This is a genomic window from Flavobacterium labens (assembly GCF_048286755.1).
Classification (GTDB): domain Bacteria; phylum Bacteroidota; class Bacteroidia; order Flavobacteriales; family Flavobacteriaceae; genus Flavobacterium.
Genome location: NZ_JBLVPL010000002.1, coordinates 237,015 through 253,228 on the forward strand (window position 1 = coordinate 237,015; position 16,214 = coordinate 253,228).

General features: G+C 35.7%; 8 protein-coding genes. 1 reads left to right on the forward strand and 7 read right to left on the reverse strand.

Going from position 1 to position 16,214, the window contains the following annotated elements; genetic code table 11:
* Window positions 1-76 precede the first annotated feature (76 nt).
* The 6 genes from ACNQF8_RS07610 to ACNQF8_RS07635 form a co-directional block, all read right to left on the reverse strand.
* Window positions 77-2,353, reverse strand: coding sequence for a GH92 family glycosyl hydrolase (locus ACNQF8_RS07610; protein WP_417953165.1), 2,277 nt, complete (start codon window positions 2,351-2,353; stop codon window positions 77-79).
* An 83-nt stretch (window positions 2,354-2,436) separates the two neighbouring features.
* The gene (locus ACNQF8_RS07615; protein ID WP_417983482.1) at window positions 2,437-4,374 is read right to left on the reverse strand and encodes a beta-mannosidase; all 1,938 of its coding nucleotides are present in this window, start codon (window positions 4,372-4,374) and stop codon (window positions 2,437-2,439) included.
* Window positions 4,375-4,859: 485 nt separating this feature from the next.
* Complete coding sequence (locus ACNQF8_RS07620) at window positions 4,860-6,770, reverse strand: SusD/RagB family nutrient-binding outer membrane lipoprotein (RefSeq protein ID WP_417953167.1); 1,911 nt, start codon at window positions 6,768-6,770, stop codon at window positions 4,860-4,862.
* Between the two features lie 20 nt (window positions 6,771-6,790).
* A complete protein-coding gene (locus tag ACNQF8_RS07625) occupies window positions 6,791-9,907 on the reverse strand; it encodes a SusC/RagA family TonB-linked outer membrane protein (protein WP_417953168.1) in 3,117 nt (1,038 codons plus the stop codon).
* Window positions 9,908-10,102: 195 nt separating this feature from the next.
* Window positions 10,103-11,113, reverse strand: a complete 1,011-nt coding sequence (locus ACNQF8_RS07630) for a LacI family DNA-binding transcriptional regulator (protein ID WP_417953169.1) — start codon at window positions 11,111-11,113, stop codon at window positions 10,103-10,105.
* A gap of 342 nt (window positions 11,114-11,455) precedes the next feature.
* Complete coding sequence (locus tag ACNQF8_RS07635) at window positions 11,456-12,463, reverse strand: 3-oxoacyl-ACP synthase III family protein (RefSeq protein ID WP_417951820.1); 1,008 nt, start codon at window positions 12,461-12,463, stop codon at window positions 11,456-11,458.
* A gap of 292 nt (window positions 12,464-12,755) precedes the next feature.
* Between ACNQF8_RS07635 and ACNQF8_RS07640 the strand changes: the two genes are divergently transcribed.
* Complete coding sequence (locus tag ACNQF8_RS07640; protein ID WP_417953170.1) at window positions 12,756-15,167, forward strand: alpha/beta hydrolase family protein; 2,412 nt, start codon at window positions 12,756-12,758, stop codon at window positions 15,165-15,167.
* A 55-nt stretch (window positions 15,168-15,222) separates the two neighbouring features.
* On the opposite strand, the gene ACNQF8_RS07645 is transcribed toward ACNQF8_RS07640, so the two are convergent.
* Complete coding sequence (locus tag ACNQF8_RS07645) at window positions 15,223-16,170, reverse strand: ABC transporter ATP-binding protein (protein WP_417953171.1); 948 nt, start codon at window positions 16,168-16,170, stop codon at window positions 15,223-15,225.
* Window positions 16,171-16,214 lie beyond the last annotated feature (44 nt).

The window sequence follows — 16,214 nt, forward strand, 5'->3', positions numbered from 1 at the left end:
AAATTGCGGGCGAAAATTATACCTACAAGGTTTTAAAAAACCTTGCAGGAGCACAGAACACTGCCAGCCGAACACTCTACTGCGGTCTATCCTCTTTTTTTACACCCCAAGTTCCCGAAGGTTTGCTTCCCATATATAATTTCAATTCGCCTCCTTTTACAATCATATCATGAGTGATATAAGATTTTGTATACGGCTTGCCATTGTATTCCGCTTTCTGAATGTAAATATTAGTGCTGCTGTTATCTATAGCATTTAATGTAAATGAAATACCGTTCTTATTTTTTACGGTTGCATTATTCACCAAAGGACTTCCCAAAATATAAATCCCATTCGCGGGATTAACCGAATAAAATCCCATCGCGGAGAAAACATACCAAGCCGAGATTTGTCCCAAATCTTCGTTACCGCATAACCCATCCGGTTTTGTGGAATAGAATTTATCATCAATTTCCCGAATCAGTTTTGCTGTTTTCCAAGGCTGTCCAGCGTATGCATATAAATAAGGAATATGATGATTGGGTTCGTTTCCTTGCGCATATTGTCCGATCAAACCGCTAATATCCGGAGAAGCTTCTTCGCCTTCCACTTTGTCAGTTATTAGGAATAGTGAATCTAACTTCGCTAAAAATTTATCTTCACTTCCAAATAAATCAATTAAACCATAAGGATCTTGAGGAACCAACCACGTGTATTGCCACGCATTTCCTTCTACATAATCGTCTTTGCGATGTGCTGACGAAAGCGGGTTAAACGGTGTTCTCCAATTCCCATTGGATAATTTTCCTCTCATAAAGGTTGTTTCTTTATCAAAATAAAGTTTATACAAATTGGCTCTTTTTGAAAAATATGTATAATCTTCAGCCTTGTTCAAGGCTTTTGCCATCTGAGCCACGCACCAATCGTCTATAGCATATTCCAAAGCATTTCCAACGGTTTCTAACATCGTATCGGCCGGAATGTATTGCAGTTTTTGAACGTAATCCATTCCGTCACGGGTTTGCATCGCCGTTTTCTTGATGGCTTCGTACGCTAGAGTCGTATCATAATCGCGGTAGCCTTTTAGATACGCATCTACAATAACTGCAATGGAATGATTTCCGTTCATTGTGTTAGTTTCGTTACCCATCAAATGCCAAACCGGTAATCTTCCTTGTTGCTGATAGATTGCCAAAAATGATTTGACAATATCATTAATTTTGTCTGGTTGTGTAATAGTGTTCAAAGGATGTAAAGCACGATAGGTATCCCAAAGTGAAAAAGTGGTATAATTTGTGAAATTTGCTTTTTCATATACTTTCTTATCTGTTCCTCTATAATCGCCATTGGCATCATTAAAAATAGAAGGTGCAAAAACCGTATGATACAACGAAGTGTAAAAAACTTTCATCGTTTTTTCATCGGCCTTAATCTGAATTTTATTTAATTCGGTATTCCATTTTGAATTGGCTTGTTTCACCGTTTTTGCAAAATCCCAAGTTGGAATCTCCGCTTTTATATTTGCGTAAGCATTCTCATAACTCACCGGCGAAAGACCCACTTTGACTAAAACCTGTTTATTTTTTAAAATTGCAAAATCAATAACAGCTTTCATTCGGGCACCTTCTCCTTGATTTCCTAACACCGCTGAAACATTGTCATATAACGAAATATTCGAAATAGGTTCCGAAAATTCCATTGCAAAATATACCCTTTGATCATCAGCCCAACCTTTCGAATGGCGATAACCAACTATCGTCTTAGCTCCAGTTTTTTTAATGAATGTTTTCATTGGTTTATCCCAACCCACACCATCGGCCAAATCAAGTAAAATATGGGAATCATCAACAGAATTAAAAGTGTATTTATGGAATCCAACTCTTTCAGTAGCGGTTAATTCTGCTTTTATTTTGTATTTATCAAGTAAAACACTGTAATATCCTGGCTTAGTAATTTCATTTTTATGCGAAAAATAAGAACCATAACCAGTAACCATATCTTCCTTTGTTCCTTTGGTAAGCGGCACTTTTCCTGATACCGGCAACAAAAGAATATCATTCAAATCTCCAATTCCTGTACCACTCAAATGGGTATGTGTAAACCCTAATATTGTATTACTCGCATAATTATAACCACTGCACCAATCCCAGCCTTCAAAAACATTTACCGGTCCTAACTGAACGGCTCCAAAAGGAACATTGGCACCCACAAAAACATGTCCATGTCCGGCTGAACCAATAAGAGGATCTACATATTGAGTGTAATTTAAACTGTTTTGCTTTTTGGTTTTCACCTGTGAAGTAACCGGTAAAGTGTATAATACACTAAGAGCGAAAATTCCCGAGAAAACTATTTTGCTATATCTTGTAAACATTGATTCTGTTATATTTTAAAGTAAGTTAAAATTAGCCAAAGTTCAACTGATCAACAGTGGCTTACATCATATTTTGTTTGGTTTTATTTGTATCTATTTATTACATCGTACAATGACATAACCTTGATAATTGGCTTTGTCATTTTCCCTTCGAACGAAATTTTCATTTCTTCTCCGGCAGATAAATCCATGTAATTAGTGCTTAATTTCCCTTGGTATCCCTCAATTTCCAAATAGACATATTTAGCTGGTTTCAGGGCTTTAATGATTATTTCATTTCCTTTAATGGTCCAACTTATTTTAGGATTTTCCAATTTCAAATCGATAGGACGTGTCAGGTCAATCTCAGGAGTTTTATCATCCCGATACGCTTCCCGCATGGCATACCAAGCCGCTTTGGGTTGTCGGTTATAATAGTCCGTAACACTCCAACTCGCCACTGGCCAACAATCATTCAATTGCCAAACTAAAGTTCCCATATTATAAGGCGCTTTGGAACGATGAATCCCAATAATATTCTTTAACGAATAATACTGCAAACACTGCGTGAGATAAGTATAATCCTCGACTTTCATATTTTTCACTTTGGTGGAATCAATAAAATAACGATTCAAATAGGAGTTTAGTTTCGTAAAACCATTTCCTGCTTTTTGATGTGCTTTTAATACATCCGAAAATAAATGACGGTCTTCAGGCAACGTAAATTTTTCTATTGAAGAATAATTCGGCATCGCTTGCATTCCGTATTCACTAACAAAACGTCCTGTTTTATTTTTAACCACTTCAATATCTTCTAATCCCCACCAAGTTCCCCAATAATGGCTATCGCCTTCTGTAATACTTTGTTTCCTGCCCCAACCAAATAATGGCGAGCTGCTGATATATGGTCTTTTATCATCCACTTCTTTTACCCATTTTGGAATACTGTCCTGAAACAAACGAACGTAATCTTTCCACAAACGAGTCGAGTCCTGCTTTGACATATTCATCGATTTTTGCCATCCCCAGTTTTTAAATGCTTCGTCAGATTCGTTATTCCCGCACCACAAAACAATGCTCGGATGATGACGCAAACGTTTCACTTGGTATTGCACTTCTTCTTTTACATTATCGAAAAACGCTTTATCACCGGGAACCATCGTTCCTGCAAACATGAAATCCTGCCAAACATTGATTCCATATTTATCACATAAATCATAGAAATAATCGTCTTCATAAATTCCGCCACCCCAAACACGAAGCATATTCATATTGGCATCTTTAGCAGACAAAACTATCTTTTCGTAATCTTTTTTGGTAACTCTCGAAAGAAAAGCATCCGATGGAATATAATTTGCCCCTTTCATATACACTGGCTTGTCGTCGATTTTAAAATAAAATGATTTTCCAAGACTGTCCGGTTGTTGCACCAATTCAATCTTACGATTTAAAACATAAGGCTTCTCTGGTGTTTTTTCGTCAAAAGTCTCCAATCGTACTTCTTTCCAAATGCCACAAGTCGTAAATTTAGGACCCCAATCCCAACCAAAATGATACTGTGCTTTACGAACATACAAACGAGGATTATCCGGAATTACAAAAGGTAAATCTTTCTTGGCAAGTAAATCCACTACATTTTGCGCCGATAGAAATACAACCACTAATTTATTCGTACCGGGATTCAAATATTTTTTCACATCAACACGCCATTGACGGAACATGTTATTCGCTTTTAATATTTGTTTTCCATTCAAATAAACCGTTGCATAGGTATCCAATCCATCAAAAACGAGTGCTGCATTTTTTTTCTTTAATGCTTCTGGAGTCACTTGAAAAGAAGTTTTATACTCCCAGTTTTTCTTTTCAATCCATTGCAATTTTTTCTCATTGTCACGAAAAAACGGATCTGGAATGAGTTTGTTATTCAACAAATCAGTATACACTTCTCCTGGTACTGTTGCGGCATTCCATTTTACCGTTTTCTCCTGACGAAATTGCCAGCCGTTTTTGAGAACTATTAAACTATTTTGAGCATTCGCCACAAAAAACAGGTTTATAAAACAGAGGATGCCAAACCAACAAAAGGCTTTTTTACATTTCATTGTAAAGGAGTATTAAAATCATTATTTGTGTATAATTTCTATTCTAATGGACAAAAGTGTTTTATCCTTTGGCAACACCTTATTGCATTATAATTTATTGGTTTACTATTTTAAAAGTATAAAAATCTAATCAATTTATCATTGTTACAACTGCGTAAAGCAGCTTTATTTCTATTGCAAAAGATGCGTAAACAATGTTATTCTATTCTACAGATTATTGAAAATAAATCCATTTTTTTCAGCAAACAGCAAAGAATAAAACTTTGTGTATTGCGAAAAAAGAGGTGATAAAAACAACTCAACCCTGTTAAATAACATCTATTTTTTATACCTTTTTTATTAGAAATGTCAAGATGATAAATAATAAAACAAGTCGGGAGGTAAAACCTACCCGACCTGCTTTATCCTTTTTTAAATCTAAACTATTAGTGCTTAGCCCACCAAAGCGGGGTAAATATATCATCAGCACCACCTAAGAATCCTACCGCTTGTTCATACCCTTTTACATTTGAATTTTTCAAACCTGAAGTATATTTCAATCGTTGTGGAAAGAAACTAACCTGATTGGTCATGAAGTTAGAAGAATTTAAAGTTGGTAAATTAACTAAAGGTAATTCTACAGCCGGGTTTTCAAAGAAAGGCAAGCCTAATCTTCTATGATCATTCCATCCTTCTAATGGTAACCAAGGAGTTTGTGCAATAAATTTTTGTGTTATAATTTTTGTCAACAAATCATTTTTTACCGCACCATTTTTATACAAATTATTTTTAGGATATAAAATGGTAGCTACACCGGCTGCATTTGTATAACCATCAACATAATTCATTGCGTGGCTCGTAGGCGGTTCTGTTGTATGAGACCAATTTACAGAAGTTCCCGCTCTGTTATAATCATTAGAATTAAGGTAAGCGCTCAGATGAGATGAAACTCCCCAATAGTCAAAATTCGCTTTGATACCAGCTTCATAAGCATCCTTGCCACTCATTGGGACAGCCCAACCTTTAACAGCAGCTTCAGCCAATAAAAAGTAAGTTTCCCATGAAGCAAAAAAGATACGTTTGCTTGTACTTCCTCTGAATGCTTGAGACAAACGTGGCATAGTACCATTAAATGATCTTACTCCATTTCTACTTCCTAATGCTCCCCAATTACCTACAGCAAAGGCATTCCATGTATTTTTTGCCTCAATTGTTTTAACTACTGCACCACTGGCATCAAACAAATTTGCCGATGTAGTCTCTGCACTATTATCCCAAGAGGGGTAGCCAGAAAAATTAGAATTTGTAAAATCTCCCGGAATATTAAATGCTTTATAGGCACGAGGATCGATTGCATTTGGCAAACCATCTAACCAATAACCTGCTGCAGGCTCATTTGTTTTCATTGTAAAATGATTTTCAAATTTTAATCCTATATAATCCGCTGGTTTAACACTGGCATGAAAAGAAGGTGCTAACAAATCTGTTGATTTTACACCACCTAATCCAATATAAAGATTGTTTAATGTCACTGATATAATCTGTGCATTCCATTCACGGCTCATTACACCAGTCAAATCATCCCATCCCGGTTTTTCTTGCACTTGAAAATTATCAGAAGCATCTGTTAACAAACTACTGCTTGCCGCAGCTTCAAATTCAGATTTTGCCTTAGCGGGATCTACTTCAGATAAACGCATTGCCAAACGAAGACGCATAGAATTAGCATACTTTTTCCACTTTACATAATCATAACCGTAAGCTGGATCTTCATTCTTTAATTTTGGGTTACTGATATTCGAAACCGAAACGTCTAATTTCTCAGAGGCATCTTTAAGTTCAGCCAATAAGAAATAGTAAACCGTTTTTAAGTCCTTAAATTCCGGATTTTTACCCTGAAATGCATCAATCGCAATAGGACCAAAATTATCAGCAAGTTCACTCATCAAATATGCTCTCCATATACGAGCCACTTGTTTTAGATTACCGGAATATGGTTTTACAGTGCCTTTAGCTTCTTTTTCTTCGGCAACCTGAATAGCTGTGTTTATGGAGTTTAACCAGCCAGCAGAACTATTATAATAAGCTGTTGACCAGCCATCATCATAACTCCCGCCAGATATTCCAGTACTTAACATTTGATGCCCAGCTGTTTTCCAATAAAGCACAAAAGACCTCTCAGCAACATCTGGATTCATTTGCGCTCCAATTATAGAGCTATTTATAAAGTATTCCACTTGAACCTGATCTGCATTAGCAGCTGTAGGATCTGTATTAATCTCATCGAAATTATCACAAGAAGTTAGCATCGTCACAATTGCTAAAGCTAAACTTGATTTTTTCACTATATTTTTCATGTTATAAATTTTATAATTGATTAAAAGCTCAATGCAAGATTTACCAAAAAGGTACGAGTCGTTGGTGCAGCACCATTTTCAAAACCAGTCGCATTAGAACCAGTCGCAAAAACAGATTCTGGATCAAGTCCATTCATATGACTTTTAATCATCCAAACATTATTGCAAGAAAGTCCTAGACTAACTTTTTGTAGCGCAGTTTTTGTTAGGAACTTAGCAGGGAAATCATAATTCAACTGTACATTTCTTAGACGAACATTGCTTGCATCATATATATTAGCCTCTGTTATACCTAAGTTTCCTGAGCCTGCTACTCTACCCCAATACGTTTCAGGAGTAACTCCTATTGTATTTTTCACATAAGTTGTACCATTTGCAATAACTCCGTTTACTACGATATCTTCTCTTAATCCATTTACTACTGTTACAGATGAAGTTCCGCTTGCCTGCATATCCGATAATGTTCCTGAGAATATTTCACCGCCGATTCTGGCATCAATTAAAAATGACAAAGACACTCCTTTATAAGCAAAGGTGTTAGTAAAACCAATCATTGCTTTTGCTTGCTGATTCCCTAAACTTACTGGTCCACCTGGAGCCTCTTGAGGCAATCCGGAAGCATCTAATAGTAACTGTCCAAATTCAGGACTCGCTTCATCCGTAACTCTTAAAAATTTACTTCCGTAGATTTCTCCATAAGCTTTTCCTACTTCTGCAACCACAGAAACATTATCAAATCCTCTTAACGTATAAACTGTTACATCGTCAAAAAGTGACACAATCTTACTTTTATTTGTAGAAAAATTAGCCGAAACATTCCATAATAATGAGCTTGGATTAGTCAATATTTTTCCATCAACGACTAACTCAACACCTTTGTTTTGAATATTACCCGCATTGATTTTCTTGTATTTATAACCACTTAACGGATCCATAGGAAGATCTATCAGCTGATTGGTTGCATTGGATTTGTAAACCGACACATCAAGACCAAATCTACTTTTGAAAAAACGCAATTCGGCTCCAAATTCAGTTGATTTAATCAACTCACTTTTCACATTCGGATCTAACAAAATGTCATTTCTTGAAGCAGTTGTATTACTATTAGGATCCTTACCTATTTTATAAACATTCACTAACCTGTATGGATCAAGATCATTACCCACTGACGCATAACTCGCTCTTAATTTACCATAACTAAACCAGTCTGGAAGGCTTTTATTCATCGCTGCAAACATATCCGTAAACACGTACGAAAGACTTACTGACGGGTAAAAGAATGAACGGTTTGCTTTACTTAATGCAGAAGACCAGTCGTTTCTAAAAGTTGCGTCTAAATATAAATAGCCATCATAATTAAGTTGTGCCGATCCAAATACTGAATTAATTGACTTCTCACTAAAGCCTTCACTTACAGATGGATTACCTATCGCATTATTTATCGAAAATAAATTAGGCACTTCTAATTGGCTTGCGTTAGCTCCTATTGACGATGATTTACGTGACATCAAGTTACCTCCAAGTGTAGCCATACCGCCAAATTTTCCAAAAAGATCATCCTTTTTAGCAATCAATAAAGCTTGGTAATTCGTTTCGGTAAAAGTGCTTTTCCCAACACTATAACTGCCTGTAGGAGCTAAAGGACTACCAGCATACGTTTTTGTATTTGAGCTATTAGAATACGTATCGGCTCCTGCTTTGATTTCAGCATTCAACCAACTTGCAATATCATATTTTAACGAAGCGTTCATCATAAAACGATCTCTTACATCTTCATTAAGATTATATTTTCTACCCCAATAAGGATTAATTCCGCTTCCACTTCCTAACCAAATCATATTCCCATCCGCATTAGTAGCTTCTTTGAATTGTGTAATATCAAGTGATCTTGGAAAATTATTCAACAAGAAAAATGGATTAGAACCATTAGGTCCTCCAATGGATCTGTTGTTTGCTTTTGCATTGGTATATTGAACTTTAGTATCTACAGTCCAACGCTCTCCCTCACCAAATTTAGAAACCGCTCTTGCCAGTAAGTTAGTTCTGCCCAATCTAGCACCAGGAATCATACTCTGATCCTCCATACGATTGAAAGAGGTATAGATAGATGTTTTTTGAATCGATTGTTGAAATGAAACACTATTATTTTTAGTTATTCCGCTGCCGCTAAAATAGTTACCAACATTGTCATGGGAAGCCAAAGTCTCACTTTTATCATCCCAATTTATAACAGTTTGTCCTTCAATTTTAGGTCCCCAACTCGAACCAGAAAGCCTATCGAATGAACCTCCGGCACCTTGCCCAAAGTCGTTTTGTTGTTTAGGTCTTGTAAAAATAGTTTCAAACCCTACAGAGGAAGTAAACGTAATCCCTAATCCTTTTTGCTTTCTACCTGTTTTGGTTGTAATCAAAATAACTCCATTACCAGCTCTTGATCCATAAAGGGCAGCTGCTGATGGTCCTTTTAATACGGAAAGGCTTTCAATATCTTCCGAATTTAAATCCGAAATACCATTTCCCATATCAAGACTCGGAACCCAATAATCATTATTAGTAGCACCTGTAAAGTTGTCCATAGGAACTCCATCAACAACAATCAAAGGTTGGTTATCACCAGTCAAGGAATTAAAACCTCTTAAAACTAATTTTGAAGATCCTCCAGGACCAGCACTCGAGCGTACAACCTGTAAACCCGCTACTTTACCTACTAATGCATTTGCTAAATTGGGCTCTCTGGCTTCCACAAGACTTTGTCCTTTTATTTCCTGAACAGCGTAACCCAACGATTTTTTTTGTTTCTTAATTCCAAGAGCCGTAACAACTACTTCTCCTAACTCTTGTGTGTTTTCGGCCAACACAACAGTAATATTATTTTCACTTTCAGCAACATCTACTGATTTTGAAGTAAATCCGATAGATGATACAGTCAATGTTACTTTACCGGAAGGAACCATGACTGCAAAGTTTCCGTCGGAATCTGTTATTGTACTGATAGTTTTACCTTTTACCTTTACGGTTGCAGAAACAATACCCTTGTTTCCTGCATCTGCGACTACGCCTGTTATGGATCGGTTTTGTGCTATAGCGCCAAAGCAGCTGAGCATCACCAATCCTAACACTGCTAAAATTTGTTTCATAAGCAATTGTTTTAGTTTTTTTTTGGTTTTGGTTTAAAATATTTATAAAAAAATAAGAACTCAATTTCAATGTATGATCTAAAACGTCACACAGTTTTTTAATTAAAACATTTTTACTAAATCGATTTAGCAAATTAATCAAAAAAACAGATTATCCATTTTAAAAAAAATTAAAATGATTAATCCTATTAAATATTATACCGATTCTCTAATAATTAGTTTCCCTTTTTCAAGTACTTTTTCTATCGAAAAGTCATTTCCATTTGTCATTTGATCCATGAGTAATTGAACTGCTTTTACGGCAATACCATCAATAGGTTGCTCAATAACAGAAATAGAGGGGGAATGCAATTTAAAACTATAATGGTCGTCATAACTAATGATGGAAATATCCTCAGGAATCCTTAAACCCATTCTTTTAAAAGCTTGCAACCCAGCTAAACCCATATAATTAGCTAAAAAAAGTATTGCATCTATATCTGATTTTTTTTTAAAAAAGGCAATGATCGCATCAATTTTACTTTCTTCGTTACTGTGATAATCCAAATGTAGAGTAAGTGTCTCATCATATATACCTGCCTCTTTCATTGCATCAGAGTATCCTTCCTCTCGCAATTTCATCTGAATCATTTCTGAAGTATTGTTTACCACAGCAATATTTTTGCATCCCTTTTTTATAAAAAATTCTGTTGCTACATAAGCACCATTATAATTATCCATAACAACATGACTCACATTTTGATTCGGAAAATACCTGTCAATTAGTACCACTGGCATTTTTAAATTCAAAAGATGATCAATACTTTTTTCTAATTTTTCTGTTGGAGTTATAATAAAACCATCCACATTTGCCTGAAGCAAACTTTGAATTAATTCAGCTGATCTTTCATTATCATCGCCTGTGCTACAATAAAAAACTCTATATCCTAACTTCTTAGCTTCATCTTCTATTACTCTGGCTAAATCAGAAAAGAACTGATTCGAAATATCTTCAACAATAAGCCCGATAGATCTTGTTTTTCCTGTTCGAAGACTGCTGGCAATCATATTAGGTTTGTAATGTAACTTCTCAGCTACATTTTGCACTTTTACAATAACAGCTTTACTGATTCCCATTTTCTCTCCTTTTCCATTAAGGACAAAAGATACCGTAGAGATTGATACTCCGGACTCTATGGCAATGTCTTTAATGGTGATTTTTTTCATCAAGAAACTAACTTTAAGAAAAATTAATATTTACGTAACAAATATATATAAAATTAGTTACAAAATCGTTTTAGTAATTATTTTTTTAAAAGAATCGTTTTTTTTATACTAACAAACAGCTAAAAACATAGCGTTATAGGATATACACGAAGAAATCCTTATAATAAAAATATACGAAATTTGACTAAAACAGCATCAACTATACCTAAAAGACCTGAAAACACTTTAATTTAAAACAAATAATTCTAAGTAGTTAGGCCACAAAAAATAAACCCCGAAGTAATTCAACTTCGGGGTTTTCATATAAAGCATTAGATAAATCTGGTATCTAAATAAGAATAATTACCATTTAATAATTGCACTTCCCCAAGTAAAACCACTTCCAAATGCTGCCAAAACAACAGTATCACCTGATTTTATTTTTCCTTTTTCCCAAGCTTCAGTTAAAGCAATTGGAATTGAAGCTGCGGTAGTATTACCGTATTTCTGAATGTTATTAAAGACCTGATCATCTGTCAAGTTAAATTTCTTTTGGATAAACTGGGAAATTCTCAAATTAGCCTGATGTGGAATCAACATATCAATATCCGAAACCTGTAAATTATTCGCTTGTAATCCTTCATTAATTACTTCGCTAAAACGAACTACAGCATTTTTAAATACGAATTGTCCGTTCATATAAGGGAAATAACTTTCATCATTCGGATCATTATCTGCTAAAATATCCGTTACCCAACGGCCTCCCATTCCTGGAGCTTTTACAATTAGTTCTTCGGCATGTTGCCCTTCAGAATGTAAGTGCGTGGATAAAATCCCTTTTGTCAAATCTTCTTCTCTGCTCAAAACAGCTGCTCCTGCCCCATCTCCAAAAATTACCGAAACGCCACGTCCACGTGTCGTCATGTCTAATCCTGTAGAATGAACCTCAGACCCAATGACTAATATATTTTTATACATTCCAGTTTTTATATACTGATCTGCTACTGACAAAGCATAAATAAATCCGGAACATTGATTTCTTACATCTAATGCACCAACGGTTCGCAATCCCAAATCACGTTGCACTAAAACTCCTGGTCCAGGGAAATAAAAATCAGGACTCAAAGTGGCAAAAACTACAAAGTCGATATCTTCCTTAGCAACACCAGAACGCTCTATCGCAATTTCAGCCGCTTTTACACCCATAGAAGTCGTTGTATCCTCTCCTTTTATAATGTGTCGTCGCTCTTGAATTCCTGTTCTTTCCTGAATCCACTCGTCATTGGTATCTATAATTTTGGACAAATCGTCATTGGTCACTACGTTTTCGGGAACATAATAACCCAATCCTGCTATTTTTGAATGATACATACTATTGTTATTTTATTAAAATAAAGTTGCAAATTTAAAACATACTTAAAAATATAAGCTCACAAATTACCACTTTTTTGTCAATTTACAAGTTTTATGGCTTTTGTCATCCTTTACAGCTATCATCAGTCATAAAATTATGACAGAACACAAATGAAAACAAAATCAAAAGAATGCAAACTGAAACCAATGCAAAAGTTAAAAAGAGTTTTTTGCTTCCAAATGTAACAACATTGAATTATTTTAGACCAATTATTGACAATACCAACGCTAATTTAAAATCATTCAAATTATGAAGTTAAAAATTCCATTTTTTTTATTTCTGGGACTGAGCTTAACCACTTTTGCACAAGAAAACTTAACCTATCAAAAACCATCACAATCCATTTTGGAATTGGCGGATTATGAAAGAGCGCCTTCGGTATCGATGGATACTAAAAAAGAATACATGCTGTTGACGTATAGAAATACCTATAAATCACTGGACGACTTAAACCAAGACGAACTGCGTTTGGGCGGTTTGCGAATTAATCCAATTACAAATATTTCGAGTACAGTTACGTATGTAAACAATCTGAAATTACGTAAAATAAAAGACTTAAACGAAGTACAGGTTACAGGTTTGCCAACAAATCCTCGCATCAGTACTATCGCTTGGTCACCAAATGATAAAAAAATCTCATTTTCCCACACTACCGCTTCAGGTGTTGAACTTTGGGTTATTGATGTTGCTTCGGCGAAAGCCACCAAATTAATCGAAGCCATTGTAAATGCTAATATTGGAAGTCCGTTCAGCTGGATGAATGACAACGAAACTATTTTGGTGAAAATGTTACCAAAAAACAGAGCAGCACTTTTGGATGCCAAAAAAGATTTGCCAACCGGTCCTATAATTTCGAATGCTGATGGTGCGAAATCCCAAAACAGAACCTATCCGGATATGTTGAAAAACAAGAATGATGAAATCAATTTTGAGAACATCATGACTTCTGAATTGTACAAAGTGAACTTGAACGGAACCGCAACTTTATTCAAAAAGGCCGATATGTACGCCGGAGAAAGCTTTTCGCCAGATGGAAATTATTTGATGATAACTACGATTCAAAAACCATTTTCATATATCGTTCCGTTAAGTCGTTTTCCATCAAAATCTGTAGTTTATGACAAAGCCGGAAACGAAGTAAAAGTGGTAAATGAAGTGCCACTTACTGAAATTATCCCTAAAGGTTTTATGGCTGTTCGAAAAGGAAAAAGAAACATGAGCTGGAGAACAGATAAACCGGCAACATTAGCGTATGCTGAAGCTTTAGACGGCGGAGACCCTGCAAACAAGGTGGAATTCAGAGATGAAGTTTTTCTTTGGAACGCACCATTTGATGCAGCAGCTACTTCATTGGTAAAAACACCGCAACGCTACAGCCGAATGATTTGGGGTAACGACAACGTTGCGATTGTTTCAGATGAATGGTACGATACGCGTAATACCAAAACGTATATAATCAATCCTTCGAATCCAAGTCAGGCTCCAAAAGTAATTTTCGATAGAAATTCGCAGGATGTGTATGCTGATCCCGGAAATTTTGAAACTAGAAAAAACGAATACAACAGGTATGTTTTGGCTATCGAAAATGACAATGCTTATTTACTTGGCGATGGTTTTACTAAAAACGGTCAATTTCCATTTATCAGCGAATTTAATTTGAAAACAGCACAAGCAAAACGTTTGTACACCTCAGCTTACACAGATAAAAAAGAGGATATATTAGAGATTGAAGATTTCAAAAAAGGAACTGTTTTAGTACAAATCCAATCTAAAAATGAATACCCGAATTATTACCTTAGAAACATCAAACAAAAAAATAAACTAACGCCAATTACCGCATTCAAAAATCCTTTTGAAAGTATCAAAAACGTGAGTAAGGAAGTGATTAAATACAAACGTAAAGATGGTGTCGAATTATCCGGAACGTTATATTTACCTGTTGGTTATGACAAGGTTAAAAAAGAGAAAATGCCATTGTTAATTTGGGCCTATCCAGCTGAATATAAAGACAAAAATTCAGCGGGACAAAGCACACAAAACCCGAACGAATTCACATTTCCTAGTTATGGCTCGTTCGTATATTGGGTAACCAAAGGCTATGTCGTTCTTGATGACGCTGCATTTCCTATCATTGGTGAAGGAACAACGGAACCAAATGATAATTTCATAACGCAATTAGTTGACAATGCAGAAGCAGCGATTAATGCGGTAGATGCTCTCGGATACATCAACAGAAAAAAAGTAGCCGTTGGTGGTCACTCGTATGGGGCTTTTATGACCGCTAATTTGTTGACACATTCTAACCTTTTTGCTTGTGGAATCGCTCGAAGTGGTGCATACAATAGAACGTTGACTCCTTTTGGTTTCCAAATGGAACAACGTAATTACTGGGAAACTCCTGAAGTATACAACACAATGTCGCCGTTCATGAACGCTGACAAAATGAAAACGCCAATGCTTTTAGTACACGGTGAAGCCGATAACAATCCGGGAACGTTTACTTTGCAAACCGAACGCTATTTTCAAGCTTTGAAAGGTTTAGGCGCTCCGGCAAGAATGGTAATTCTTCCAAAAGAAGCTCACGGTTATGTGGCAAAAGAGAATATTTTGCATTTGCTTTGGGAACAAGATCAGTTCTTAGAAAAATATTTGAAGAATTAATTCAAACCGCATAAAAAACAAAACCCCGAAATCGTAATTTCGGGGTTTTCTATTTTTAAGATAACATCAAGAATACTTCCTGATTAAGTTCTAATTCAGAATCGTGTTCAAAGAAAATCGCTCTTCTTTCGAAAGCTGCTTTAACTAAATAATGACTTCCTTTGAAATAACATTGCTTGACAACTGCTTTCATCAAGGCGTTGTCCACCACTTTTAATTGATGTGGATACAATAAAAGATTCGCATCTTCATCGTCTTCAAGGTCTATTAACTGCGATAATTTCAATTCATTTACTTCCCCAAAAAGCGAAGCAATGTATTTATTAGCTGGGTTTTCATACAAGGATTTGGAATCCCCTTTTGCCACTACTTTTCCGTTTTGAACTACAATTGTTTCATCAGAAAAAGACAACGCATCGGTGCTGTCATGCGTGGCGATAATACAGGTAACTCCCTTGTCTTTTAAGTATCGAAATAAATTGCGGCGCAACGAATTCTTTCTGAAAGAATCAATTTGGCTAAAAGGTTCGTCCAGCAAAATAATTTCGGGTTCTAGAGCCAAGACTCTTGCCAAAGCTACTCGCTGTTGCTGTCCACCACTTAGAAACTTTGCTTTTACTTTTGCGAAAGCAGTCATTTCGACCATATCCAATAACTCTTGAACGCGGGCTTTCTTCTGCTCAGGATACATATTCGACAAAAACTTACCTACATTTTCTTCGACAGTTATGTACGGCATCAAATCGAAATCTTGTGCTAAATATTTAATGTAATCTTCTCCTGGGACAAGATTGTATTTGGGGCCCAAAATAGGGTTTTCATTATAGGTTATCGCTCCGCTATCCAAGTCATATAAGCCGTAAATGAGTTTTAGCAATGTACTTTTACCACAACCGCTTTCGCCAATAATAGCGGTATTTTGACCTTTGGAAATTGTGAAACTAACATTTTCAATAACGGGTTTGTCAATGTAAGTAAAGGAAATATCTTTTATCTCGAGCATCATCTGTATTTAAGAGTGCAAATTTACAATGTTTAATTCAAATT

What these genes read in the sequence shown, in the direction of transcription:
- ACNQF8_RS07645 (WP_417953171.1), bottom strand. Translation starts at nt 16,170, where the DNA reads ATGCTCGAGATAAAAGATATTTCCTTTACTTACATTGACAAACCCGTT.
- ACNQF8_RS07620 (WP_417953167.1), bottom strand. Translation starts at nt 6,770, where the DNA reads ATGAAAAATATAGTGAAAAAATCAAGTTTAGCTTTAGCAATTGTGACG.
- ACNQF8_RS07630 (WP_417953169.1), bottom strand. Translation starts at nt 11,113, where the DNA reads ATGAAAAAAATCACCATTAAAGACATTGCCATAGAGTCCGGAGTATCA.
- ACNQF8_RS07625 (WP_417953168.1), bottom strand. Translation starts at nt 9,907, where the DNA reads ATGAAACAAATTTTAGCAGTGTTAGGATTGGTGATGCTCAGCTGCTTT.
- ACNQF8_RS07610 (WP_417953165.1), bottom strand. Translation starts at nt 2,353, where the DNA reads ATGTTTACAAGATATAGCAAAATAGTTTTCTCGGGAATTTTCGCTCTT.
- ACNQF8_RS07640 (WP_417953170.1), top strand. Translation starts at nt 12,756, where the DNA reads ATGAAGTTAAAAATTCCATTTTTTTTATTTCTGGGACTGAGCTTAACC.
- ACNQF8_RS07635 (WP_417951820.1), bottom strand. Translation starts at nt 12,463, where the DNA reads ATGTATCATTCAAAAATAGCAGGATTGGGTTATTATGTTCCCGAAAAC.